The organism is Acinetobacter sp. UBA991 (genome assembly GCF_002292065.1).
In the GTDB taxonomy this organism is placed as follows: Bacteria; Pseudomonadota; Gammaproteobacteria; order Pseudomonadales; family Moraxellaceae; genus Acinetobacter; species Acinetobacter higginsii.
Genome location: NZ_DBBF01000043.1, coordinates 55,138 through 77,161 on the forward strand (window position 1 = coordinate 55,138; position 22,024 = coordinate 77,161).

Annotated in this window: 22 protein-coding genes; 12 read left to right on the forward strand and 10 right to left on the reverse strand. The window is 41.1% G+C overall.

Features of this window, described 5'->3' with window-relative positions:
* Positions 1-39: 39 nt before the first annotated feature.
* Both B2727_RS18540 and B2727_RS18545 read right to left on the reverse strand, forming a co-directional pair.
* A complete protein-coding gene (locus B2727_RS18540) occupies positions 40-831 on the reverse strand; it encodes a TIGR03915 family putative DNA repair protein (RefSeq protein WP_033134378.1) in 792 nt (263 codons plus the stop codon).
* A 2-nt stretch (positions 832-833) separates the two neighbouring features.
* Positions 834-2,096 (reverse strand): putative DNA modification/repair radical SAM protein, encoded by a 1,263-nt coding sequence (locus B2727_RS18545; protein ID WP_033134377.1) that lies wholly within the window; start codon positions 2,094-2,096, stop codon positions 834-836.
* Between the two features lie 294 nt (positions 2,097-2,390).
* On the opposite strand from B2727_RS18545, the gene glyQ reads away from it, so the two are divergent.
* Positions 2,391-3,380, forward strand: a complete 990-nt coding sequence (gene glyQ, locus B2727_RS18550; RefSeq protein WP_033134376.1) for a glycine--tRNA ligase subunit alpha — start codon at positions 2,391-2,393, stop codon at positions 3,378-3,380.
* Positions 3,380-5,449 (forward strand): glycine--tRNA ligase subunit beta, encoded by a 2,070-nt coding sequence (glyS, locus tag B2727_RS18555; protein ID WP_033134375.1) that lies wholly within the window; start codon positions 3,380-3,382, stop codon positions 5,447-5,449. The genes glyQ and glyS overlap by 1 nt, the downstream gene beginning before the upstream one ends.
* A gap of 63 nt (positions 5,450-5,512) precedes the next feature.
* On the opposite strand, the gene B2727_RS18560 is transcribed toward glyS, so the two are convergent.
* Positions 5,513-5,797, reverse strand: coding sequence for a YciI family protein (locus B2727_RS18560; RefSeq protein ID WP_005185387.1), 285 nt, complete (start codon positions 5,795-5,797; stop codon positions 5,513-5,515).
* Positions 5,798-5,970: 173 nt separating this feature from the next.
* Between B2727_RS18560 and B2727_RS18565 the strand changes: the two genes are divergently transcribed.
* A complete protein-coding gene (locus B2727_RS18565; RefSeq protein ID WP_033134374.1) occupies positions 5,971-6,393 on the forward strand; it encodes a hypothetical protein in 423 nt (140 codons plus the stop codon).
* Between the two features lie 210 nt (positions 6,394-6,603).
* Positions 6,604-7,014, forward strand: coding sequence for a hypothetical protein (locus B2727_RS18570; RefSeq protein ID WP_033134373.1), 411 nt, complete (start codon positions 6,604-6,606; stop codon positions 7,012-7,014).
* 93 nt (positions 7,015-7,107) lie between these two features.
* Here the strand turns inward: B2727_RS18570 and B2727_RS18575 are convergent, their stop codons facing one another.
* Together B2727_RS18575 and B2727_RS18580 are read right to left on the reverse strand one after the other, a co-directional pair.
* The gene (locus B2727_RS18575; protein ID WP_005201260.1) at positions 7,108-8,463 is read right to left on the reverse strand and encodes a S8 family serine peptidase; all 1,356 of its coding nucleotides are present in this window, start codon (positions 8,461-8,463) and stop codon (positions 7,108-7,110) included.
* 76 nt (positions 8,464-8,539) lie between these two features.
* Complete coding sequence (locus tag B2727_RS18580) at positions 8,540-8,851, reverse strand: hypothetical protein (protein WP_005201261.1); 312 nt, start codon at positions 8,849-8,851, stop codon at positions 8,540-8,542.
* Positions 8,852-9,469: 618 nt separating this feature from the next.
* Here B2727_RS18580 and B2727_RS18585 point away from each other — a divergent pair.
* Positions 9,470-10,084: a hypothetical protein gene (locus B2727_RS18585; protein ID WP_004804029.1), complete on the forward strand. Its 615-nt coding sequence runs from the start codon at positions 9,470-9,472 to the stop codon at positions 10,082-10,084.
* Between the two features lie 67 nt (positions 10,085-10,151).
* Here the strand turns inward: B2727_RS18585 and B2727_RS18590 are convergent, their stop codons facing one another.
* Positions 10,152-11,423, reverse strand: coding sequence for a hypothetical protein (locus tag B2727_RS18590; RefSeq protein ID WP_033134372.1), 1,272 nt, complete (start codon positions 11,421-11,423; stop codon positions 10,152-10,154).
* A 121-nt stretch (positions 11,424-11,544) separates the two neighbouring features.
* Between B2727_RS18590 and B2727_RS18595 the strand changes: the two genes are divergently transcribed.
* Positions 11,545-12,324, forward strand: coding sequence for a class I SAM-dependent methyltransferase (locus B2727_RS18595; RefSeq protein ID WP_005201267.1), 780 nt, complete (start codon positions 11,545-11,547; stop codon positions 12,322-12,324).
* A gap of 19 nt (positions 12,325-12,343) precedes the next feature.
* Positions 12,344-12,907 carry a hypothetical protein gene (locus tag B2727_RS18600; protein ID WP_005201269.1) on the forward strand — a complete coding sequence of 188 codons (564 nt, stop codon included), beginning with the start codon at positions 12,344-12,346 and terminating at the stop codon, positions 12,905-12,907.
* A 51-nt stretch (positions 12,908-12,958) separates the two neighbouring features.
* Here the strand turns inward: B2727_RS18600 and B2727_RS18605 are convergent, their stop codons facing one another.
* Entirely contained in the window at positions 12,959-13,522 is a 564-nt protein-coding gene (locus B2727_RS18605; RefSeq protein ID WP_004657571.1) for a hypothetical protein, read from the reverse strand.
* Between the two features lie 161 nt (positions 13,523-13,683).
* Here B2727_RS18605 and B2727_RS18610 point away from each other — a divergent pair, with 161 nt between their 5' ends.
* Positions 13,684-14,319 (forward strand): class I SAM-dependent methyltransferase, encoded by a 636-nt coding sequence (locus B2727_RS18610; RefSeq protein ID WP_005201271.1) that lies wholly within the window; start codon positions 13,684-13,686, stop codon positions 14,317-14,319.
* Here the strand turns inward: B2727_RS18610 and B2727_RS18615 are convergent.
* Positions 14,313-14,783, reverse strand: coding sequence for a Holliday junction resolvase-like protein (locus B2727_RS18615; RefSeq protein WP_005201277.1), 471 nt, complete (start codon positions 14,781-14,783; stop codon positions 14,313-14,315). The two genes, B2727_RS18610 and B2727_RS18615, sit on opposite strands and share 7 nt — an antisense overlap.
* A 130-nt stretch (positions 14,784-14,913) precedes the next feature.
* Here B2727_RS18615 and B2727_RS18620 point away from each other — a divergent pair, with 130 nt between their 5' ends.
* From B2727_RS18620 to yccS, 4 genes are all read left to right on the forward strand, one after another.
* Positions 14,914-15,558: a ParA family protein gene (locus tag B2727_RS18620; protein ID WP_004657565.1), complete on the forward strand. Its 645-nt coding sequence runs from the start codon at positions 14,914-14,916 to the stop codon at positions 15,556-15,558.
* A gap of 123 nt (positions 15,559-15,681) precedes the next feature.
* A complete protein-coding gene (locus B2727_RS18625) occupies positions 15,682-16,776 on the forward strand; it encodes an AI-2E family transporter (protein ID WP_005201278.1) in 1,095 nt (364 codons plus the stop codon).
* Positions 16,777-16,884: 108 nt separating this feature from the next.
* Entirely contained in the window at positions 16,885-17,466 is a 582-nt protein-coding gene (gene sodC / locus B2727_RS18630; RefSeq protein ID WP_033134371.1) for a superoxide dismutase family protein, read from the forward strand.
* Between the two features lie 245 nt (positions 17,467-17,711).
* Positions 17,712-19,862 carry a YccS family putative transporter gene (gene yccS / locus B2727_RS18635; RefSeq protein ID WP_033134370.1) on the forward strand — a complete coding sequence of 717 codons (2,151 nt, stop codon included), beginning with the start codon at positions 17,712-17,714 and terminating at the stop codon, positions 19,860-19,862.
* Between the two features lie 17 nt (positions 19,863-19,879).
* Here yccS and B2727_RS18640 read toward each other — a convergent pair whose 3' ends face one another.
* Positions 19,880-21,115 (reverse strand): MFS transporter, encoded by a 1,236-nt coding sequence (locus B2727_RS18640; protein ID WP_374755513.1) that lies wholly within the window; start codon positions 21,113-21,115, stop codon positions 19,880-19,882.
* 361 nt (positions 21,116-21,476) lie between these two features.
* Positions 21,477-21,848 carry a hypothetical protein gene (locus tag B2727_RS18645; protein WP_033134369.1) on the reverse strand — a complete coding sequence of 124 codons (372 nt, stop codon included), beginning with the start codon at positions 21,846-21,848 and terminating at the stop codon, positions 21,477-21,479.
* Positions 21,849-22,024 lie beyond the last annotated feature (176 nt).

Here is a 22,024-nt window from a genome sequence, read left to right on the forward strand (position 1 = left end):
GTCACCATGACATCCATTTTTCAAACAACAGACATCACCTCAAATGAATTTTTCATTCAGATAACGCCAATAACGTTTCGGCGAATATTGCACATGTAATTTGATATTTTGGCGTGCTTTAATATTGATACTATTAAAATAATCTTTCCAAAGCTGATCGTATAAAACTTCCTGCTCATCAAGCTGCAACTGGAAGTTTTGGCTACCGCCATTTTGAATATTACGATCGATCTCATTTGCATCCATATAGACTTCATGGACATCGAGCAGATCATAATAGAGTCCATATTTACGTTGCTCATCATAAATCAGCCAACGTTGATCCTGATAACGGCGCCTAAAATGCGGCTGAATCAAAGGCAATACATTAAAATCGGGACGAACTAAACTTAAAAATAGCCCATCCTTGGTTTTCTTAAACCGTACAAAAGCCTCCATCCGATGCTTTTCACGTCCTACTTTTTTGGTCCATTGAGAAATGGCCAACACACTCGGATGTAAATAATCTTTTTCTATAGAATGCTGCTGTTGAAAGACATAAATACAGTAATTAAATACATGCTGGTAGGCATCAAGTGACTCAGATAGAGAAGCAAAATAAATCTGCTTCAATGCTGCTTTAGACAGTTTTTGTTGTAAAGCAGACCAAACCCGCTGTGCATGTTGCTCATGACTCGGAACCTCAATGACTTCAGAAAACAAGCCATGTTGTGCGCCATCCAATAAACTGAGCTGAACCTGAAACTCTTTAAACTGAAAGGCACGAAATACGCAGCTCAGCAAGCCTGCCATTGAACCATCAAAATAATAGCTCAGTTGCTCATTCGACATTGTTAAAACCCTAAACTCAACTGAGGTGAAAGCGGCTTGATATATTTAGATGAGCCTTGGGTTAAAATCTGCTGACGAATAAAACCAGCAGAAAGTTCCTTCTGAAAGCGAGGACTGTCTTCACAACGAATAAAATACTGCGCACGTGAATAGGCCACTCCTAACTGCTTTAATAAATCGACATGAATTTTGCCAAAACGACGCGCCTGTACAATTTTCTTGGCTGATTTCACTCCAATGCCAGGCACACGTAAAATCATAAGATAATCAGCTCGATTTAAATCTACTGGAAAATGCTCTGGATGCCGCAATGCCCAACTGAGTTTCGGGTCAACATCCAGATCCAAATGTGGGAATCGGTCATTCACAATTTCATTGACCTGAAAACCATAAAAACGCATCAACCAATCACTTTGATAAAGTCGATTTTCTCGTAGCAACGGTGGCGCCGATCCTACCGCAGGTAAATAATTATTCTCGGTATTAATCGGGATATAACCTGAGAAATAGACCCGCTTTAATTTAAATTCTTTATAGTGGTGATCTGCCATAAACAGCACATCTTGATCAGTTTCTTGATGCGCTCCCACTACCATCTGTGTGGTCTGCCCTGCGGGGACATATTTCGGCACATGCTTGATAATCTGGCGTTCATCTTTAAGCTGAATCAAGCGATCTCGAACCAGCCCCAAATCTTTTTGTACTTCTTGATGCGACTTTTCAGGTGCAAAGGCTTTTAAACCGACCTCGGTTGGCATTTCCAGATTAATACTCATGCGATCGGCATACAGACCCGCTTCATGAATCAATTCAGGTGAAGCCCCTGGAATAGTTTTAAGATGAATATAGCCATTAAAATTTTCTTCCAAACGCAGTTTTTTCACCACTTGCAGCATACGCTCCATGGTGTGGTCGGCTGACTTGAAAATACCTGAGCTCAGAAACAGCCCTTCAATATAATTACGGCGATAAAAATTAATGGTCAGGTCAACCACTTCCTGTACCGTAAATGCAGCCCGTTTCACATCATTGGAACGGCGCGACACGCAATAGGCACAATCAAAAATACAGACATTGCTAAACAGAATTTTAAGCAAAGAAACACAGCGTCCATCTTCGGTATAGCTATGACAAATCCCTGCCCGACTGGCATCACCTAGACCTTTGTCTTTATTTTTACGGTCACTGCCACTGGATGAACAGGACACATCATATTTGGCAGCGTCCGCTAAAATTTGTAGCTTTTCACGAATGCGATCAGACATTTAAAACGACCTGAAGAAAACAGAGAATATCGTTTTAAAATTAGCATTTCAAAGTTGTGAAATTAAGAGCATGTGAGATGCAATACGTCATGAGCTGACGTGAGGATTGTTCACTTTAAATCCAGACGGTTCATTTCAACGTTATTTAATCGATCTATACATATAATTAAGAAGAGCCGCTCTATTTTTTATTTCTGATCAGAACTTGCTGGCGAAGTGCTAGAAGCCTTTGCCACTCCTCTACAAAATCCTTATACTTAACCACAATTTTTGTTTGATTCCAGTGGATGCACCATGAGTCGTGCTATATCGCATATTGACACATTTCAGGGCTTAATTCTTGCCCTACAAAACTATTGGGCGGAGCAAGGCTGCGTCGTATTACAACCATATGATATGGAAATGGGCGCAGGTACTTTTCACACTGCGACCTTCTTACGTGCATTGGGGCCAGAAACTTGGAACGCGGCTTATGTTCAACCATCACGTCGTCCGAAAGACGGTCGTTATGGTGAAAACCCGAACCGTTTACAACACTACTATCAGTTCCAAGTGGTACTTAAACCAAACCCAGACAATATCCAGCAGCTTTATCTCGATTCATTAAAAGCAATCGGCATTGATACCCTAACTCACGACATTCGTTTCGTAGAAGATAACTGGGAATCTCCAACCCTTGGGGCTTGGGGCTTAGGTTGGGAAGTTTGGTTAAATGGTATGGAAGTGACTCAGTTCACTTACTTCCAGCAAGTCGGTGGTATTGAATGTTACCCTGTGACAGGTGAAATCACTTACGGCTTAGAACGTCTTGCCATGTATCTGCAAGGTGTAGACTCAGTTTACGATCTGGTTTGGACCAAAGGTCAATTCGGTACAGTAACTTATGGTGATGTATTCCATCAAAACGAAGTTGAGCAATCAACCTATAACTTTGAATATGCACCAGTCGATAAAATGTTTGAATTGTTTGACTTCTATGAAGCGGAAGCATCTCGTTTAATCGAAGCTGAATTGCCACTTCCTGCTTACGAGCAAGTGATCAAAGCATCGCATTGCTTTAACTTGCTGGATGCGCGTGGTGCGATTTCGGTAACTGAACGTCAACGTTATATTTTACGTGTTCGTACTTTGGCGCGTTCAATTGCACAAAGTTACGTGACTGCCCGCGCGAAACTTGGTTTCCCAATGGCAGAACCACATTTGCGTGATGAAGTATTGGCTCAACTTAAAGCACAAGTTGAAGCAGAAGCAGCCCAAGCTGAAAAAGCGAAGGAGAATAAATAATGACTCAACATACAGTTTTATTCGAACTTGGCTGTGAAGAACTTCCACCAAAAAGCTTAAAGACTTTACGTGATGCACTCAAAGCAGAAACGGAAAAAGGCCTTAAAGATGCGGGCTTAAATTTCGCCTCTATCGAAGCCTATGCTGCACCACGTCGTTTAGCATTGAAAATTGTTGATATCGACACTGCTCAAGCAGACACGCAAAAACGTTTTGATGGCCCTGCGGTACAAGCGGCTTATGATGCTGAAGGTAACGCAACTAAGGCACTTGAAGGCTTTATGCGCGGTCAAGGTATTACCGTTGACCAGCTTTCGACGTTCCAAGCGGGTAAAGTTGAAAAAGTTTGCTTCTTGAAAGATGTCAAAGGTCAAAGTCTTGACGCTTTACTGCCACAAATTTTACAGACCGCATTGGATAACTTGCCAATCGCAAAACGTATGCGTTCAGCGGCAAGCCGTACTGAATTCGTACGTCCAGTAAAATGGGTGGTATTGCTGAAAGATGATCAAGTGGTTGAAGCAACCATTCAAGATCACAAAGCAGGAAATGTGACTTATGGTCATCGTTTCCATGCACCTGAAGCCGTGACTTTGGCGCATGCAAATGACTATTTAGCAACTTTAGAACAAGCCTATGTAGTTGCGAATTTCGAAAAGCGTCAAGCGACGATTCAAGAACAAGTCAAAACATTGGCAGATGAAGTCAATGCGACTGCAATTGTGCCAGCAGATTTGCTTGATGAAGTAACCAGTCTGGTTGAATGGCCTGTTGCTTTACGTGCAACTTTTGAAGAGCGTTATTTAGCTGTTCCTCAAGAAGCTTTGATTACCACCATGCAGGATAACCAGAAGTATTTCTGTTTAATCAATGCAGAAGGTAAATTACAGCCTTACTTCATTACCATTTCAAATATTGAGTCGAAAGATCCGATTCAAATTATTGAAGGGAATGAGAAAGTTGTACGTCCACGTTTGTCTGATGCGGAATTCTTCTTCTTACAAGACCAAAAGCAACCGCTTGCGTCTCGTAAAGAAAAATTAGCCAATATGGTATTCCAAGCGCAATTGGGCACACTTTGGGATAAATCAGAACGTATTGCTAAATTAGCGGTGGCATTGTCTCCAATTACGGGGGCAAATGTTGCTGATGCTGAGAAAGCTGCGTTACTTGCGAAATGTGACTTAACCTCTGAACTTGTGGGTGAATTCCCAGAACTTCAAGGGATTGCAGGCACGTACTATGCGCGCCTTGAAGGTGAAAATAACGAAGTTGCCGAAGCTTTAGGTGAACAGTATTTACCTAAATTTGCTGGTGATGTATTACCGCAAACCAAGACGGGTACAACCATTGCCCTTGCGGATCGTTTAGATACGCTAGTAGGTATTTTCGGTATTGGTCAAGCACCAACAGGTTCTAAAGATCCATTTGCATTACGTCGTTCTGCAATCGGTATCTTGCGTTTAATCATCGAAAATGAACTTGATGTGACCATCGAAGAGCTGGTGAATTTTGCCTTGCAAGGTTATGGCGACGTTGTTAAAGATCACGATAAAACCCGTGCGGATGCTGTTGCATTCCTTGAAGGTCGCTACCGTGCCAAGTATGAAGACCAAGGCGTTGCGGTTGATGTGATTCAAGCGGTTCAAGCACTTGCACCAAAATCTCCTCTTGATTTTGACAAGCGTGTGACTGCGGTCAATCATTTCCGTACCTTACCAGAAGCAGCTGCATTGGCTGCGGCAAATAAACGTGTTGCCAATATTCTTGCTAAAGAAGCGACACCGGAAGGTGCTGTGGTTGAAGCAAATCTGGTTGAAGCTGCTGAAAAAGCACTTTATGCAGAATTGTCAGCCCTCACGCCTGTGGTTCAGCCTTTACTTGCTGCACGTAACTACACAGAAGCGTTGTCTAAGCTTGCTGCGCTTCGTGCACCAATTGATGCCTTCTTTGAAGGTGTAATGGTCATGGCAGATGATGCTGAATTAAAAGCCAACCGTTTACGTTTATTGGCTCAATTACGTGATTTGTTCACGGCAATTGCAGATGTAAGTGTGTTGCAGGGTTAAGCTCTAAGCATATCTTCAATAAAGGGATCTTTGATAGATCCCTTTATTTTTACTTTAATTCACTTACACAAGTGCTTTAATCTCATCCAAACACTTTGAAGGTTCAAATAGTAAGAAATCATAATCTGCAATTTCCTGAATATAAAATGGGTCATTTTTTATTATTTCTTTAGCTTCTCGAATAGATGAACCCAATATTAAAATTACACCACCCACCCTATTCTCACGGCGTCCAGATGCTAAAAATTTCTTTCGCTCATAATTATCCTGTAAAAATTGAACATGCTCATTTAGAAAGGAATCAACCTCGTTCAATGGTTTCTTATAAGTTAAAGTCACAACAATCATTTTTTCTGCTAAACCCCAATTAATTATTTCTTTCCATCATACTCTTTAGGATTATCGAATCTCATTATTTATACATAACTGTATCAATTTCATATCATCCCCACTCTTTTCTTCAATCCAACGATAAGATATAAAATCTCGATTGCGACAATATCGCGGAAAGGACAGAAAAGATGATGAATAAAGTACAAATATTATGTGTTACGACGGCACTGATTGCATCGTCTTCGCTTTGGGCAGCAGACACAACTAACACCACAAGCAATGCTTCTAATGCTGTCCCTGAAAAAGCCATGCCCTACGGCGACAATCCAAGCCTAGGTCGTATCCTGCTATATAAAACAGGTAAAGGCATGCAGAATCTCGGTGATTCAATCCAAGGCGCATCCGAAAACACATCGCAAAAGATGAGCGAAAAATGGCAAGACACCAAGAAATATACGGAAGAACAATCTGAAGTTGTTCAAACACAAACTGAAAAAGCCAAACAATACACAGCCAAAAAATGGCAAGACACCAAAGATGCGGTGGTGGGCACCAATGAAGGCAATGTCCCGATCGAGCGTGCTGAACTGAGTCAGTCTTCAAAAAATTAAACCCAAAAACCTCTACACCGTAGAGGTTTTTTATTTCTTCAAATACATCTAGCCTGATCATCTGAAATATCATTTTCTAAAAACTGCGCTGTTATAGTGATTTGAAAAATAGGCGTTAAATTTACAGTGTACGCTCAAAACATTCATTGAACTTCACGGGTTTTGCCGACACACTAAATCGCATAAATTCATCGGACTGGAATTTTGCACATGACGCAACGCACTTTCAAAATAATTTTTCTTTCCTGCATCAGTGCAATCAGTTTTACTGCTTGCTCAGCGCTCTCTACACAGAACAATGGCACACAAACATTACAGCAAGTGAAGAATATTGGTGCCACACCATCCACTGAAGGTAATATCGCAAAATTGACCAAACAAGACCAACACTGCAACATCGAATTCACGGGATATTTTGATGGCGGTCAGGCAGTTGAACATTGGAGCTTTAATCAAAATGGTTTAATTTCAGCAAGCTCAACCACTCAACACTATCAAGATAAAACACTTGCTCAACCAACAACCGCGACCGCCTTTGATGTGCAAGATGCCACTGTTCAAGCCAATTTTCACAAACTACAAAGTAACTTTAGTGCAGATAAGCTAGCACAATGTCATTAAGCCTATAAAAAACTCGTTGCATCTATCTCTAGCTGCAACGAGTCATGGCTTTTTAAACTATTTTTGGATCGATCTTTAAACTATAAAATAATCTTAATTCGAACTGAGTCCGCTGGTTGCAGACAGTAAATCAATACGTGGGAACACCAAACCAGTTCGCGTATCGGTAATTGGCTTACCTGTTACTTTCAAACGATTTACGGTTTGATCGATGGTCTCTGATGGTGTCACGCCATTGGCACGTAATAATGCGATTGCCCCTGCAACATGAGGCGCAGCCTGTGAAGTTCCACCTTGAGTTTCCCCACCTGCAGTAATCATTGCACCTGGTGCCAATAAAGTCACCAATGAGCCACCATTACTAAAGCATGTGATTTTATCGGCTGCTGTGGTTGGATCAGAGCATTTCAAAGGATTGCCCCAAGACACGCCACCAATATTACTGTCATACACCGCGCCTACTCGTACTGCACCTTTCACACAGGCTGGTGAAGAAATCCCATCGGCGAAGGCATCATTACCCGAAGCCACTACAGGTACAACACCTGCTGCACGCGCATTGGCAAAAGCCGTACTATAGCTGCTATTGCTACATTCAGAGGTGTATTTCACCCCAGGTACACCCAAACTTAAATTAATCGCTTTAATGTTATAGGTTTGCGCATTATTTACGGCCCAGTTAATGCCTGCCAGAATATCACTGTCATAAGCGGTACTTGCCCATTGCCCTTGTGATCGAACTTTTCTAAACACATCTATCCCAATTATTTTGGTTTTAGATGCAACTTTGGCAACAATCCCAGAAACGTTACTGCCATGCCCGTCATCATCCAAGCTATTGTCATCAGGTGCGCTATCAAAGGCATAGACCACACGACATGTTGAAGCTGGGGTATTGACTGCGGTACAGCCAAAGTCAGCATGTTTATAATTCACCCCAGTATCAATCACCACCACACTCGAACCCTCCCCAGTAAAGCCATTTGTGACCGCTTGAGGTTGATTAATAAGAGGTAGACTTTCCATTGTGGTCGGGACATTTTTACGGTTTGGATAAACACCCTTTACCGTCGGATCATTTAACACCTGCGCTAAGGTTTCACGATTTTGAATACGATATAAGCCCAAAGGCAAACCATTAAACTCACGCAAGGTCTGAAAACCTGCTGCGTTGCTAAATTTATTTTTAAACTGACTTTTACCATCCGCAATCAGGCTACGTTTTTCTCGCCCTAAAGTAGTGCTCGTTGCACTGCTATCGTATTCAATCAGTAGATCATTTGAGTCATTGTCGACTAAGGCATCAATATTAATTTTGCCATTCGACACTTTATTTAATGCTGCGGTGCTGAGTCGTTGTTTGAGTTGGACAGCATCGAGTGCTGCGGCAGAGGCTGTAGTGGTATAAAAAGCACACAAGCTTAAAAGTAGTAAGGTTTTATTGTTCACTATTGATCTCCATCGTTCTTGGATAAAGAACGGTTCTTAATATCTGTTTTTCTTGGATAAAAGAAGCCCAGACGATTTAAAGTTTTTTAATTTCATTGGCTGGATCAGTGTCAGGATCAATCGGTTGTATCGAAGGATCGCTTTTCGTATCGTAAAATTGGGTATCTTTTTGAGTTGTCTCCAATTTTTTCAACATATGTGATGTGGTATGTTCGGTTGTGTTCACCTCCTGTTTGCTTAAAACGGTTGAAATATTCCCTGAATGATCAGGGCTGATCTGATAAATTGCGGTATCATCCGTTGAACTGGTTGGTTCGGCAGGTTCAAAGTAGAAAACCACCACACCCAGTGCAATCAATACAATTAAAAATGCTGCAATCTGTTTCATTCATATTCTCCAGCGCTTTATTTACTGGCCATTACTTGGTTTTCAATTCTTTTTCTATAAATAATGCGAATACAATTTAAGATTCACTTTATATTTCACATATATCTTTAAATAAAATACGATCTGAATCGTGGGTTTATCAAAAAATATAGCGGCATCATGGTATTTAATCTTGTGCTTCCTGGTGCAAAATTTCTACGCACTGCAAACACGATGAAAAAAATGAAATGACTAAAAAAGTGCAATCACAATTTCACATAGTTATACCAAGCAATAAAAATGCCATTTTTTTGATCTTTTTTGAATCGGTTTAAAGCTATTTATTTATTCATAATTTTCATATTCATTTTGTTAAAACATAACCAGAAGAGTAGCTATATTATTGCCATTACTTTTCTCAAAATTGATTTACTACAATAATTTATATTAATTAAAAAACTATACTTTTCACGTGCTTATCAGTATAAATAATCTCCACAATTTCTCTCCAGATTGTTTTTAAGCTGTAATCTGGTTGTAACGTTTGATGAAAATCACACATTTCTGATTTTTTGCTCGCTATGATGCAGTTGCGTTAATGAAGTACCCCAATACGGTACATCGCTTAAGGAAATCGCAATGAAAAAAATGATCAAAACAGCTATCGTGACAACTTCTATCCTTGCTTCTGCTTCAGTTTTTGCACAGAACGTAGGCGCAAATGCCAGTGGCTCAGCTCAAGTCAATGTACAATCAGGTGGCCTACTTAAAGGCGTCACAGGTGCAGTGAAAGGCACAGCACAAGGTGTGGGTCAAGTGGCTCAAGGTGTTGGTCATACTGCACATAATGTCGGTCATGCTGCTGTAAATACAGGTGTTGCAGCTACGCATCAAACAGTTAATGCGGCAACAAATGTTGGCTCTAAAGTCGCGAATAAAACAGGCGAAGTCGTAAAAAATACCAAAGACTATGCTGTAGACAAGGCAGTTGATGGTAAAGAATTCGCTGCAGATACGACTGCAAATGTAAAACAGCGTATTGCGGATAAACAGGCAACTTCAAAATCTAAATCATTGAATTTGGAAGCACAAACCAATGCCAAAGCACAATTGAATGGCAAAACAGCTGGTGTAAATGCTCAAACAGGTTTGAATGCTGATAAAAAGAACCTGCAAACAGGTGCAAATGTAGGTGTTAAAGTGTTAGGCGTAAATGCCAACGTCAATACCAATGCAAAAATTGGTGCGAATTAATAGTCAGTAAGATATAAAAAAGCCCTTTGAATATTCAAAGGGCTTTTTTTTATTGCAGAGCAGTCATTCAGCATAATTGCAGTCTGGTCTGTTCATCCGCATTATTTTCAATAAACTGAGTCAAGCCTTGCGGATCACAACTTAAGGTCAGCTGCTTATAACTTAGATGATAAAAATCAGCATAGTGTTTAAACACCAACGGCGATTGATCCAGTGCAAAGGGTTCACCCTCTTTGACCAATTTATGAATTCCACGATCATTCATACTCAATAAATAATATTCATCATTCAATCTGAGCTTCACCAAACTATTGGCAGTCAGGTTTAATGGCAATAGATAGGCTGGATTGGCTGCAATAATCTCAGCGCTATAGCACTCTAATTTCAAGCTTGCCAAATTAAAGACCAAAAACTGATTCTGCGCATTCACCACATTGGCAGCTTGTGTCTCGGTATGTTGTGCAAAATGCAGATGTACGCCGAGCTTATGTAAATTCTGTTCAGTGCCTTGTTTTAGATTAAACAGTTGCTGTACCAGTTTTTGTTTGAGCGCAGCATCAAAATAGCGCTCATCTAAGGCAATGTCGTTCTGTTGCAGTATTTTTAATAAAGCCTGATTATGGCGAGGTAACAAGGCATCCAATACATGTCGATAATAGAACTTGCTTTGCTTCTTAACTTCTCGAACCCGCTTATAGAAATAAGTGATTTCAAATGGTTTAACCACAAAATCATTCAGCAACTGGGAACTTGCTAAAACAGAAAGTGCTTCATGGCCTGTAAATGGCAAATGAATCACATGCATTTTAGGCAATAAAGGTTGGATCTTTAAGAAATGCTCTTTATCTTCTGCATAGTACGGATCGTAGACAATGATGTACTCACGCGATGAATCGACTTCATCTGCCTGAATTTGCATGTCTTGATGGATAGACGCATCAAAAAATTCAGCATAACGGCGATCCTGTACCACATCAGGGTCAATGGAATACTGTGGCACAAAAGCCACAATCTTTTGCATATTCAATAAATTTGAATACTTGATTGCAGCATAGCCACCCATTGAGCCGCCATAGCCGACAATGCCTTTAAATTGCTGCAAAATCGGTTGAATCTGCTGCTGCATCTGAAGCATGCTACTTTTTGGAAACCATGATTTCTGCTTCGGCATAATGCCGATCACATTGTATTGATATTTTATTAAGGATTTTTCAGCATTAATTGACATGCCTTTAGCACGACTAATCAAGTCGCCAAACGAAATCACTAAAGTGTCACTTGAACCTTTTAAAAAAATAACGCGAATGTGCTCATCTTCAAATATTATTTGCTTATCCATGCTCACACTGAAAAGTTGATCCTAGGTCTGTAGCAAAAAGTCACCAAATGATGGCTTTGCCAAACCATAATTGCGGAGTATCTTATTTTATAGAGATAAGACAGATTAAAAAGCGCAAAAAATGACACAATCCTTACATCCTGCTGCTCAAAAAGGCTTTAGTTTAGGGGCTGAACTGTACCAGCAGGTTCGCCCCAGTTACCCACAAGAAATAGCGGTTTGGCTGCAAGATCGGCTCCAAATAGATGAAAGTTCCACTGTTGTTGACCTCGGTGCAGGGACTGGCAAATTCTTACCCTACTTGATTCAGACCCAGGCAAAAGTGATCGCGGTCGAGCCTGTCACTGAAATGTTACAGCAGCTTCAACAAGCCTATCCGACAGTCGATTGTCTGCAAGCATTCAGTAGCGAACTACCATTCGCCGATGCGTCAATTGATGCCATTCTCTGTGCGCAATCGTTCCATTGGTTTGCCAATATCGAAACGCTCAGTGAAATGCATCGGGTACTTAAGCCAGCAGGCCATCTAGGGCTGATCTGGAATCAACGTAATACCGCTGTCGATTGGGTCAAAGCCTTGGCTGATGAAATTGCCCCTTTAGAAGGTGATACCCCGCGTTATCATAGTGAATTATGGAAACAGGCCTTCGAAGGACAATCCTTATTTAAACTGGATGGATTAACCACCTTTCAACAGGCGCATCAGGGCACTGTCGAACAAGTGGTGAGTAAACGCTTGCTGTCCACCAGTTTTATCGCCGCGATGCCCTCCACAGAGCAACAACAGTTAAAAGCAAAGTTTGAACAAATTGTATTTGATTTTACAGGCTTAACTGCGCAAGATCAGATTAGTTTCCCCTATACCACTTTTGCCTACCATTTTCAGAAAATACCCAACTAATTCTTGAACGAGCTCTGCTATGCCTAACCTAAAAACCACATTTGCCATCACCTGTGTACTCAGTTCAGTACTGATGCTCAGTGCTTGTAATAAGGACAAAGAGCCAACTGCAAAGCAACAACAGCAAAGCAGCGCAAGTAATGATGCAATTGGTCAACTGAATCAAACCCCGATCAAGCAATTCCCTGCCACAGCAGATGATGGGCATGATATTGCGGTATTGGATGACTATGATCATCGCTTTACCGACATGAGCGATAGCATGGAAATGGAATTGGCCAAGATGAAAGAAGCCAATAGCCTCACCCCTGAATTCGAGCAGCAACGTCAAAAAGATAATGTGAACTCAGCCTTGAAAATGCTCAAAGAACTGGAGCTCAAAACTGAGCAGGGTCGCTATATTCAAGGCTTGCTTTATGATTATTGGGAACATCAAGCCCAAGTCTTGGAACACGCCAATGCTGCTCAAACGACAGATGCGAATCAGCAAGTCAATCAGCTAAATGAATATCTACATGCACAAAGCCAGTTGCATCATTGGAGAAATGCGCAAACAGCGGAAAGCAAAATGCAAGCTGAGTAGCTGAAATAAATAAAAAGGGGCTGATGCCCCTTTTTCATTGCAAATTTATTGTTAAATATTTTGTTTCTCAATCCAGTGAATGGAACTCACACGAAATAACTCACATGCGCCATCACCCACTCCACCTGGGGTTAAAGACGATTTCCATACCAAGTCCTTATCCCGGACCTCGACCAACTCACCTTTGAGTTGAACCAAGTCACCACGTTTCACTTGCTTGATTTGTTTGGCAATCTCTGGATTGGCAGGAATAATATGCATATTGGACACCAGTTTGATCGCTTGATCGGGTGGCACAGGCAGTGTATTCATTTTCCAATTCAAATAACGGTCATATTGACGTACATCAATCGTCCGTGCGATCGCAGGATCAGTAAACAGCCCCAAACTCACCGCATAATCGATCGGAGAAAATTTGGCTTGCTCATCGTCATGATAGACTTTTGAACCGAGAATACGGAAATTACCATCAAAAGGTTTTAATACCGAAATCGATTGATATTCCACAACAGGCGCTAAGCCATTGGCAATGTTATATTCTGCCTGACCGGTTGATGCATGTGTTTGCCCAATTGCAGCCACCATGCATAAACTCATCCATAGACGTTTTTTCATGGCTCGATTATCCTCGAAAATATTAGAAAAGCCTTTCTCTTGATAGTATGCTGAGATGGTGAAAAAAAGTGCTTTTTTTGGTAACAGTCAAATTCATTTTAGTCATATTTTTGTGCTGTTAGTGAAGTATCCTCTTTATTAAAACCAACGAATGGATTTCTATGATTTACCAATTTTACCAACGTCATATCTTTCCTCATTTGCTCAATCAGGTCATGCAAACCGCTAGCTTGATGGATCGACGTCGTGAATTACTGCTCCCACTCGAAGGTGAAGTACTCGAAATTGGTTTTGGTACAGGGCTCAATATTCCGTTTTATGGCAATGTCGATTCACTCTATGCCTTAGAGCCCAATCCTGATATTTATCAATTGGCCGTTGAACGGGTACAGCATGCACCTTTCTTTATTAAGCATGTGCAATCCAGTGCAGAGAAATTGCCTTTCGCTGATGCATCTTTAGATCATATTGTGTCGACGTGGACACTGTGTAGCATTGCTGATCTTGAACAGGCCTTAGCCGAAATACATCGGGTACTCAAACCAACAGGAACCTTTCATCTGGTTGAGCATGTCAAACATCCAAACTCGACAAAAATCCAATCTTTGCAAACGCTGCTGACTCCAATTCAAAAACGTATTGCCGATGGTTGTCATCTAAACCGAGACATTGAACGCCAGCTCTTGCAAGCCAAATTTAAATTGATCGAAAAAGAATATTTTGATGCAGAAGGTATTCCTGCTGTGGCACAAACAATGCTGTTGGCGCGTGTACAAAAATTAGAAACGCCTCATTGATCTTCGAAATCAATTCGCAAGGTTTCAAAACGAATGCGACCTTCTGTGACCGCCTGAGCAATCGCCTGCTGTCCTTTGCTCAAGCGTGCACCACCACTTTTAATATCCAATAGAATCACCTCAATATCGTCGGCTGTACCATCGCCATCGCGAAAGTCGGTATAACCATCAAAAACCACATAATCGACAGGATCACCTAAAAACTTGGCATCACTGGGTAAATAACGAAACTCTGGTAAGATCGGTGCAAACTGCTCCGCCATTTTGCCTTTCAATACCGCACGGCTGGTATTGACACTGCGCTTCTGCGCATCAAGCAAAGCCTGTTTATGTTCTAACTCTAGTTCGGTGATATATTTTTCATACTCAGCCTGAATCCGACCATTACGGGTGCTGGATAAAATAATCGTGGTGATCACGACACCAATACAACCACCAATCAGCATCGCCAACCAAACCGACATAGCAACTTTCCTTCTCTTGAATGCAGCTATTTAACTGCAACATTAAACTTTTGTCATGTGTAACACACTTGACCGAAAAAGATGCTAAGGTATAAACGAATACGAGAGCCTAGTTAATAAATCTAATTTCATGAAAACCATATTAATCGCAAATCAAAAAGGTGGCTGTGGCAAGACTATGACAGCTATTACATTGGCTGCAGCACTATCTCAAAAAGGATATAAGGTTGCGCTGGCTGACGCTGACAACCAAAAATCGTCTTTGCAATGGCTCAAGCAACGGCCTGAAACCGTCACAGGCATTCAGAGTCTGGATTGGCGACATGAAAAATCCATTGGTGAAGCGCCAAAGAATTTAGATTATTTAATTATTGATGCACCTGGTGCACTTTCAGGTGAACATGCAGAGCAATTGGTCAGCGAAGCGCATGCGATTGTAACGCCATTACAGCCATCGTTCTTTGATATTGACAGTACTCGTCGCTTCTTAAAACATTTACAAGACATTAAACGTATTCGTAAAGGTAAAGTGCAAATCCTGTTGATTGCCAATCGCGTCAAACCGAACAGTGCCAGTTCCAAAGATATTCAGGACTTCTTTAGCAAGATTGAGCAAGATCCTGTGGCATGGATTTCTGAGCGTAGTGCCTACGGTACATTGGCAATGCAAGGGCTGAGTGTGTTTGATAAAACCCAGAAAAATTTTGTCAGTATCCAAAGCCAATGGCAGCCTGTTTTAAACCAGTTGGTCGATGATCCGAGCGAGTGGTTTTAAGGCTTTGCAAAGAAACGTAATCTTTTGATATCAAATCTTAAAACAGGGAAATGAAAATTTCCCTCGCTTACATTTTCAGTTAAGATGGTTTTATTCAATTTATAGCACTTGAGAAATACTATCGTGCAACAATACGCTCCCATATTACAACGCGTTTTGCTGTTTGGACTGTTCTTTGTCCTGCTCTTTTTGGGATTCAGTATTCTCAAATACTTTATTGTCCCTGTCCTTTGGGCCGCAATTATTGCCTATATGACTTGGCCCTTATATCTATGGGTACAGCGTCGTTTCTTTGGTGAAAACCGACCTACACTGAATGCCACCCTAATGATTAGCTTGGTCATTATCGTGATTGGTGTGCCATTTATCTGTGCAATCTTTATGTTGCAACTTGAAGGTCGTAATTTATATTTTAATTTACAGCGACAATTATTTTCAGGCCATGTTCAAGTTCCTGAATTTATCAAAAATCTACCGATTATTGGCAAAGACATCAGTCGTACCGTCAATGAACTGAGTAGTGATCCGAACAGTATTACCAAGAATATTGCCGAATGGATTCAAAGCCATCTGAGTTATGGCCGTTTTGTGTTGAGCGAGATTAGCCGTAACTTGGTCAAACTCACATTTGCACTGATGACTTTATTCTTCTTCTACCGTGATGGGCAAATGATTTTGGCGCAAGTGAGTCGTGCCTTGGAAATGGTGATTGGTCCACGTGTGCATCATTATTTAGATACCATTTCGGAAACAACTCGTGCTGTCGTATACGGCGTTGGTTTAACTGCAGTTGCACAAGCCCTATTAGCTGGCCTCAGCTATTTTGTTGCAGGCGTTCCAAATCCAATGCTGTTGACCATGGTCACCTTTATATTGGCGCTAATTCCTTTTGGAACACCTGTTTCATATCTTGGGGTAGGCCTGTGGTTATTTGCTCAAGGGCAAACCATGGAAGCCATTGGTGTTGTGGTTTGGGGTGTGGTGATTGTGAGTAGTTCGGACAATGTGATTCGCCCATTGGTAATTTCAGGCGCGACCCAGATTCCATTTATCTTGATCATGTTCGGGGTATTAGGTGGTATTGCCAGCTTTGGTCTGGTCGGCCTATTCATTGGCCCAGTGATTTTAGCCATCCTGTTAGCGATTTGGCGTGAATGGTTGCATGAAAATGTCGATGAGCCTGTTGCCGCTTTGGAGGCTCCTCCTGAAACTAAGTAGGTTTGTTTTGTTTAATTTTTTGTCATGAATTGATTAATGTTGCTTGCGAGATATCGCTTACTTTGTTTGAATCGTCAAATAAAGATAATTTATAAGGATATCTTCGCAATGACTTCAATGCTTCAAAAAATGTCTCTGCTCGGCTGTCTGAGTTTAAGTCTCGCAGCCTGCTCTTCGGTTTCGCTCGATAACAATGCGGCTAAAATCCAGACCAAGACCAGCACAACGGATCAAAAGCAGTTGATCCAAGTCTATCAAGTCGATGCCAATGGCGTGGGTGCTTCAATCGGAACGGTTGCTTTTCAACAAACGCCTAAAGGTTTATTAATCACCCCTGCACTTTGGAAACTTTCTCCTGGCGAACATGGTTTCCACATCCATGAGAACCCATCCTGTGAAGCTGCATTAAAAGATGGAAAAATGGGGGCAGCCTTGGCAGCAGGCAGTCACTTAAATCCTGAAAAGGTCGCGCATCATGGTACGCCTGAAACAGGCCACTTAGGCGATTTACCTGTGTTGGTGGTGAATGAAAAAGGCTTTGCAACCACACCTGTGATTGCGCCACGTTTAAAACTGGCTGATATTCAAAATCGTGCGATCATGATTCATGTCGGTGGAGACAATTATTCGGATACACCTAAGCCATTAGGCGGTGGTGGTGACCGTATTGCATGTGGTGTGATTAAGTAATCTAAATACTGTGGGTATCTTACGAGTTATCCACAGTTGCTTTGCTTTTAGTCATTTTTTATATGTTCTTTAATAATCTCATCATAACAAAATACAACTGAGCATGAATTTTGCATCTTATCTATTATTTGAAAAATCATGCAAATATTGATGCTAAAAAATAGTGCTACTTGTTGGTTAACAATGCTTTCCTTTGGGAAATTTATTTGTATGATGAATCCAGAACATACTAAAGAATAAGAATCGTGAAAAATTTATCCCGCCTGTTCAATCGCTTTCGCTCCAACTCAATTGTTCTTTATTGCCTACAAATCCTGATTGTACTGTGTGGGACCACTTTAGGTTTATATCAGCTTGGATTCGGGCAACTGATTGTTCCTGTCACCTTAGGGGCAATTGCGACCGCACTGACCGACTTTGATGATCGTCTCAGTATCCGTTTACGCAATCTGGTCTATGTCTGCGTGCTGTTCTTTACGGTCAGTACCATTTTAGAGTTTCTTGCCCCCTATAAATTTTGGTTCATTGTCTATCTCAGCCTCTCCAGTGCAGCACTGGTCATGATGGGTGCGCTTGGGCAACGTTATGCCACCATTTCCTTTGGTACAATTTTACTTTCGATCTATACCATGTTCGGTCTAAGTGAATATCCAGATTGGTATCAGCAACCGAGTTATTTTGTATTGGGTGCCTTGTGGTATGGACTAACTTCAATCTTATTTTTTGTTATTCGCCCAACCTTACCTTTACAAGAAAAGATTTCCACTATTTTTCAGGATCTTGCTGAATTACTTCAAGCCAAATCACGTTTATTCGACCCAGATAATATTGATAATGTTGAAACACTGCTATTCGAACTTTCTCACAAAAATAGCCAAGTGGTCAGTAGCCTGAATCAAGCCAAAAACTCCTTACTGACGCGCTTAAAAGCGTCTCGGGTTAACAACACCAGTATTTATTGGCTGAACTTATATTATTTTGCTCAAGACATGCATGAACAGGTCACGTCCAGTTATCTGCATTATGAAAAGATTCATCAAAATTTTAGCCGCAGTGATTTAATTTTCCGTATTCAAAAAAATATGCAGCTTCAAGCCATGGCGTGTCATGATTTAAGCCAAGCAATCTTAGATCATCAAAGCTATCAGCCCCGTGAATCTGCCAGTAAAGCACTAGAAAATCTAGAATTGTCGATGCGTGATTGGATGCAACAACATCCCCATAATCTTGAAGTTAAAAATCTGGAATTGATCCTCAATAATTTAAAAAGTGTGCATGAGCAGTTTGCTCAACTGCAGCTCAATCAAAATATTGAACAGCTTTCACCGCAGCAACATCAAGATCATTTGAACTTACTCGATGATGATATTCAGGGTGTGCAGGATCTAATTTTAAAAATCAAACAACAACTCAGCCCACAATCGGCGCTGTTCCGTCATGCCGTGCGTTTGGCTGTGATCTTTGCGGTTGGCTATGCCATTTCATTATTGCCCTTTGCTCAAAATGGCTACTGGATTTTACTCACCAGTTTATTTGTTTGCCAAATTACTTATTTTGCCACCAAGAGCCGACTTAAACTGAGAACCATTGGCACTTTACTCGGGGTGTTATTAGGTATCCCCATTCTTTATTTTGTGCCAAGTATTGAAGGCCAATTGCTATTAACCGTCATCTGTGGGGTCTCATTCTTCTATTTAAGACAAAAGAAATATGCACTTGCCACGGTTATGGCTACTTTGATGGTGTTATTGATTTTTAATTTAAAAGGTGCAGGTTTTAGTATTATTCTGCCACGCATTATTGACACTTTTATTGGCTGTGCGATTGCATGGCTCGCGGTCAATTTCATTTGGCCCGATTGGAATTTTCGCAATATCTCCAGCAACATCAAGAAAAATAATCAAACCACCTTCGATTATTTTCATGTGGTGGTACAACAATATCATCAAGGGCGTGAACTCGATCTGGAATACCGAACCACTCGACGTGCAGCACATAATGCCCAGATCGAGCTGTCGAATATGATCTCAAGTCTAAGTACCGAACCTCAGCCTAATCAAGAACTCATTCAGCATGCCTTTCGCTATTTGGTCTATAGCCATAGCCAACTCAGCTATGTCTCGGCCTTAGGACATCAACGGGAAAAAATTGAAGATCAGGCGTTGTTAGAACTACTGGATAAAATTGAGAATGTGCTCAAGCAAAGTCTGATCGAACAAGCCGCTATTCCGCAACAGCAAGTAGAACGCTTGCTTGAAGAGATTGAGATCCTCAATCAACAGCATCAGGTCTCTGCAAAGCACCCGTTGCTGTTAAAACAAATGAGTCTGTTACTCGAGACCTTACCTGAGTTAGTCCTATTAAAAAATAAACTGCTCGCCTTAGAAATCAAGTGAGCAGTCGATGGGGATAATTAATTCAACCCGTCTTGCTGACGTGCCAGCATATGCTGTTTCAAGGCATGGCGTGGTGAACTAAACCAGAATAAAATCAAGACCAAACTGGCTAAAGCAAAGGCCCAAATATGGAAATGCGTATACAGCACACGAACCAATTCAATCACGACAAAATAACTGATCATCATCAACATCGAGACCGCGGCTGCGACTGTTCCTTTTGAGACTTCCGAAGACATCAGTGCAAAACGGTACATCACCGAGAAGCTAATCCCCTCGCCCAAACTGATTAAGGTCATACCAATCAATAAACAAGGCACCAAATAGCTTTGCCAAATGACACCGAGCAGCAAGAATGCAGTACCCAATAACATGATCGGCAAACCAAATAGAATGGTTTTACCTAGCGGGAAACGATCAATAATCTTGATCAGGATGATATTGCCTGCAATTAAGCCAAAGAACACAGGAAACTGCGCCAAGCCATATTGCACACTGCTCAATTTCAGCTCATCAACTAAAATGATTGGTGATAAAGCAATCCATAACATCAACGGCATACCCACCATCGGTAAGGCAATGCTTAAACCCAAGAAACGACGGTTGCTCAATACCTTTTTAAAGTCATCAAAAATATAACTAAAAGGCTGCTTCGGTTGTTTACGGCTTTCTTGTGTCGCAGGCATAAATTTCTTTAAGCCAAACCAACTGATAAAAGACACCGCAGCAATGGCGACGAAACCCCAATGCCATGACACATAATCAATCAGGAATGCCCCCAATACAGGGCCTAGTAAAGGCGCCAATAAAGAAATATTTGCCATCAGTGCCATAACTTTGATCGCATCACGCTCTTCAAAGGTTTCTTGAATGGCTGCATAACCGACCGCAGAAATGACGCTTAGCCCCATACCCTGCAAGAAACGCAAGGTCAGGAATTGTTCAATATTGTGCGTCAATAAAATCAGCAAACAACAAACCGTAAAAAATGCCACACCTGCCAACAGTACTTTTTTACGCCCGAGACGATCCGAAAGCGGTCCCAACAGCCATGCGACACTGGCACCACCCAACAAATAAAATGACATTGACGACGGTGCCCACGTTGCACTGACTGCAAATTGTTCTGTAATCGACAACATCGCAGGTTGAATCAAGTCATTACCGATATAAACTGAAAATTCGAATAGCACTAAAGCTAAAGGAAACATGAGCGTTATACGGTTTAACGTCATGTTCTGATTATTCGTCATCATGTTTTATTCACAAAAATAACCAACTCGTGTTCGTCCCATTTTTCAAAACGAAAAAGGGATCATCACCACAAGATTTTATGGCTTAGATTTAAATTAAATTTTGATTTCATGCTGTGAGAAAGCATGTGATAAATGTGAAAACACCGTATTCACTAGGTGTATATAAGAAAAACAATTTATTTACGTGAGATTGGTAAATGTTTTACCGTTTGGCTAAATTGCCACGCGCAACTGTAGCACTTTTTCAAAATGACCGCAATTTAAACAGCCGATAACGCTCATATTGAGATGTGCATAACCAAAAAGTTATCCACATCTTTGCTGATATTTTATACATAGCTCTAAATAGAACCCATACTTATGGGCAGAGATCAAATTGGAAAGTCTCTGTATTTTCTCCTCTGGCACATTGATAGCTTTGCTTTTTATTGACCACTTTCCAAACATCTTGATTTCGTTTCAATTGATATTCTGTCCGCACCGCAATCACCGAATCATCTAATTGAGCTTGTTCAACTGTGACCTGTGCATCGGTTGGATTCTCGGCACTATTGAATTGCTGATCTATTTTTAAATTGCTGTCTTCATGAAATAGATCGGGCTGATCCGATAAGACCGCATGCATTACCGTACTCTTTTGCACGGCTGCTTGTTGCTGCGATGGTGCTGTTGGTTGATTACACGCCGTGAGGAATAAAGCAGATCCAAAGATCATCGCAATTTTATACATTTTGTACCCATCCAATCCATTTAGCTCATTTATGCTACTATGCAAAACTGAATGGCCACGCAACAAAATGTATGTGGCGTGCATTAAATTTGTTGTCATCATTCAAGATGATGATCATAACAAATGATTAAAAAAACACAGTTTATAACATCAAAACCACCTTACTTTGGACATGC

What these genes read in the sequence shown, in the direction of transcription:
- B2727_RS18610 (WP_005201271.1), top strand. Translation starts at nt 13,684, where the DNA reads ATGATTTACCAATTTTACCAACGTCATATCTTTCCTCATTTGCTCAAT.
- B2727_RS18640 (WP_374755513.1), bottom strand. Translation starts at nt 21,115, where the DNA reads ATGACGAATAATCAGAACATGACGTTAAACCGTATAACGCTCATGTTT.
- B2727_RS18540 (WP_033134378.1), bottom strand. Translation starts at nt 831, where the DNA reads ATGTCGAATGAGCAACTGAGCTATTATTTTGATGGTTCAATGGCAGGC.
- B2727_RS18580 (WP_005201261.1), bottom strand. Translation starts at nt 8,851, where the DNA reads ATGAAACAGATTGCAGCATTTTTAATTGTATTGATTGCACTGGGTGTG.
- B2727_RS18605 (WP_004657571.1), bottom strand. Translation starts at nt 13,522, where the DNA reads ATGAAAAAACGTCTATGGATGAGTTTATGCATGGTGGCTGCAATTGGG.
- B2727_RS18615 (WP_005201277.1), bottom strand. Translation starts at nt 14,783, where the DNA reads ATGTCGGTTTGGTTGGCGATGCTGATTGGTGGTTGTATTGGTGTCGTG.
- B2727_RS18545 (WP_033134377.1), bottom strand. Translation starts at nt 2,096, where the DNA reads ATGTCTGATCGCATTCGTGAAAAGCTACAAATTTTAGCGGACGCTGCC.
- B2727_RS18570 (WP_033134373.1), top strand. Translation starts at nt 6,604, where the DNA reads ATGACGCAACGCACTTTCAAAATAATTTTTCTTTCCTGCATCAGTGCA.
- B2727_RS18645 (WP_033134369.1), bottom strand. Translation starts at nt 21,848, where the DNA reads ATGTATAAAATTGCGATGATCTTTGGATCTGCTTTATTCCTCACGGCG.
- B2727_RS18560 (WP_005185387.1), bottom strand. Translation starts at nt 5,797, where the DNA reads ATGATTGTTGTGACTTTAACTTATAAGAAACCATTGAACGAGGTTGAT.
- B2727_RS18585 (WP_004804029.1), top strand. Translation starts at nt 9,470, where the DNA reads ATGAAAAAAATGATCAAAACAGCTATCGTGACAACTTCTATCCTTGCT.
- B2727_RS18595 (WP_005201267.1), top strand. Translation starts at nt 11,545, where the DNA reads ATGACACAATCCTTACATCCTGCTGCTCAAAAAGGCTTTAGTTTAGGG.
- B2727_RS18590 (WP_033134372.1), bottom strand. Translation starts at nt 11,423, where the DNA reads ATGGATAAGCAAATAATATTTGAAGATGAGCACATTCGCGTTATTTTT.
- B2727_RS18620 (WP_004657565.1), top strand. Translation starts at nt 14,914, where the DNA reads ATGAAAACCATATTAATCGCAAATCAAAAAGGTGGCTGTGGCAAGACT.
- B2727_RS18600 (WP_005201269.1), top strand. Translation starts at nt 12,344, where the DNA reads ATGCCTAACCTAAAAACCACATTTGCCATCACCTGTGTACTCAGTTCA.
- glyQ (WP_033134376.1), top strand. Translation starts at nt 2,391, where the DNA reads ATGAGTCGTGCTATATCGCATATTGACACATTTCAGGGCTTAATTCTT.
- sodC (WP_033134371.1), top strand. Translation starts at nt 16,885, where the DNA reads ATGACTTCAATGCTTCAAAAAATGTCTCTGCTCGGCTGTCTGAGTTTA.
- B2727_RS18565 (WP_033134374.1), top strand. Translation starts at nt 5,971, where the DNA reads ATGATGAATAAAGTACAAATATTATGTGTTACGACGGCACTGATTGCA.
- glyS (WP_033134375.1), top strand. Translation starts at nt 3,380, where the DNA reads ATGACTCAACATACAGTTTTATTCGAACTTGGCTGTGAAGAACTTCCA.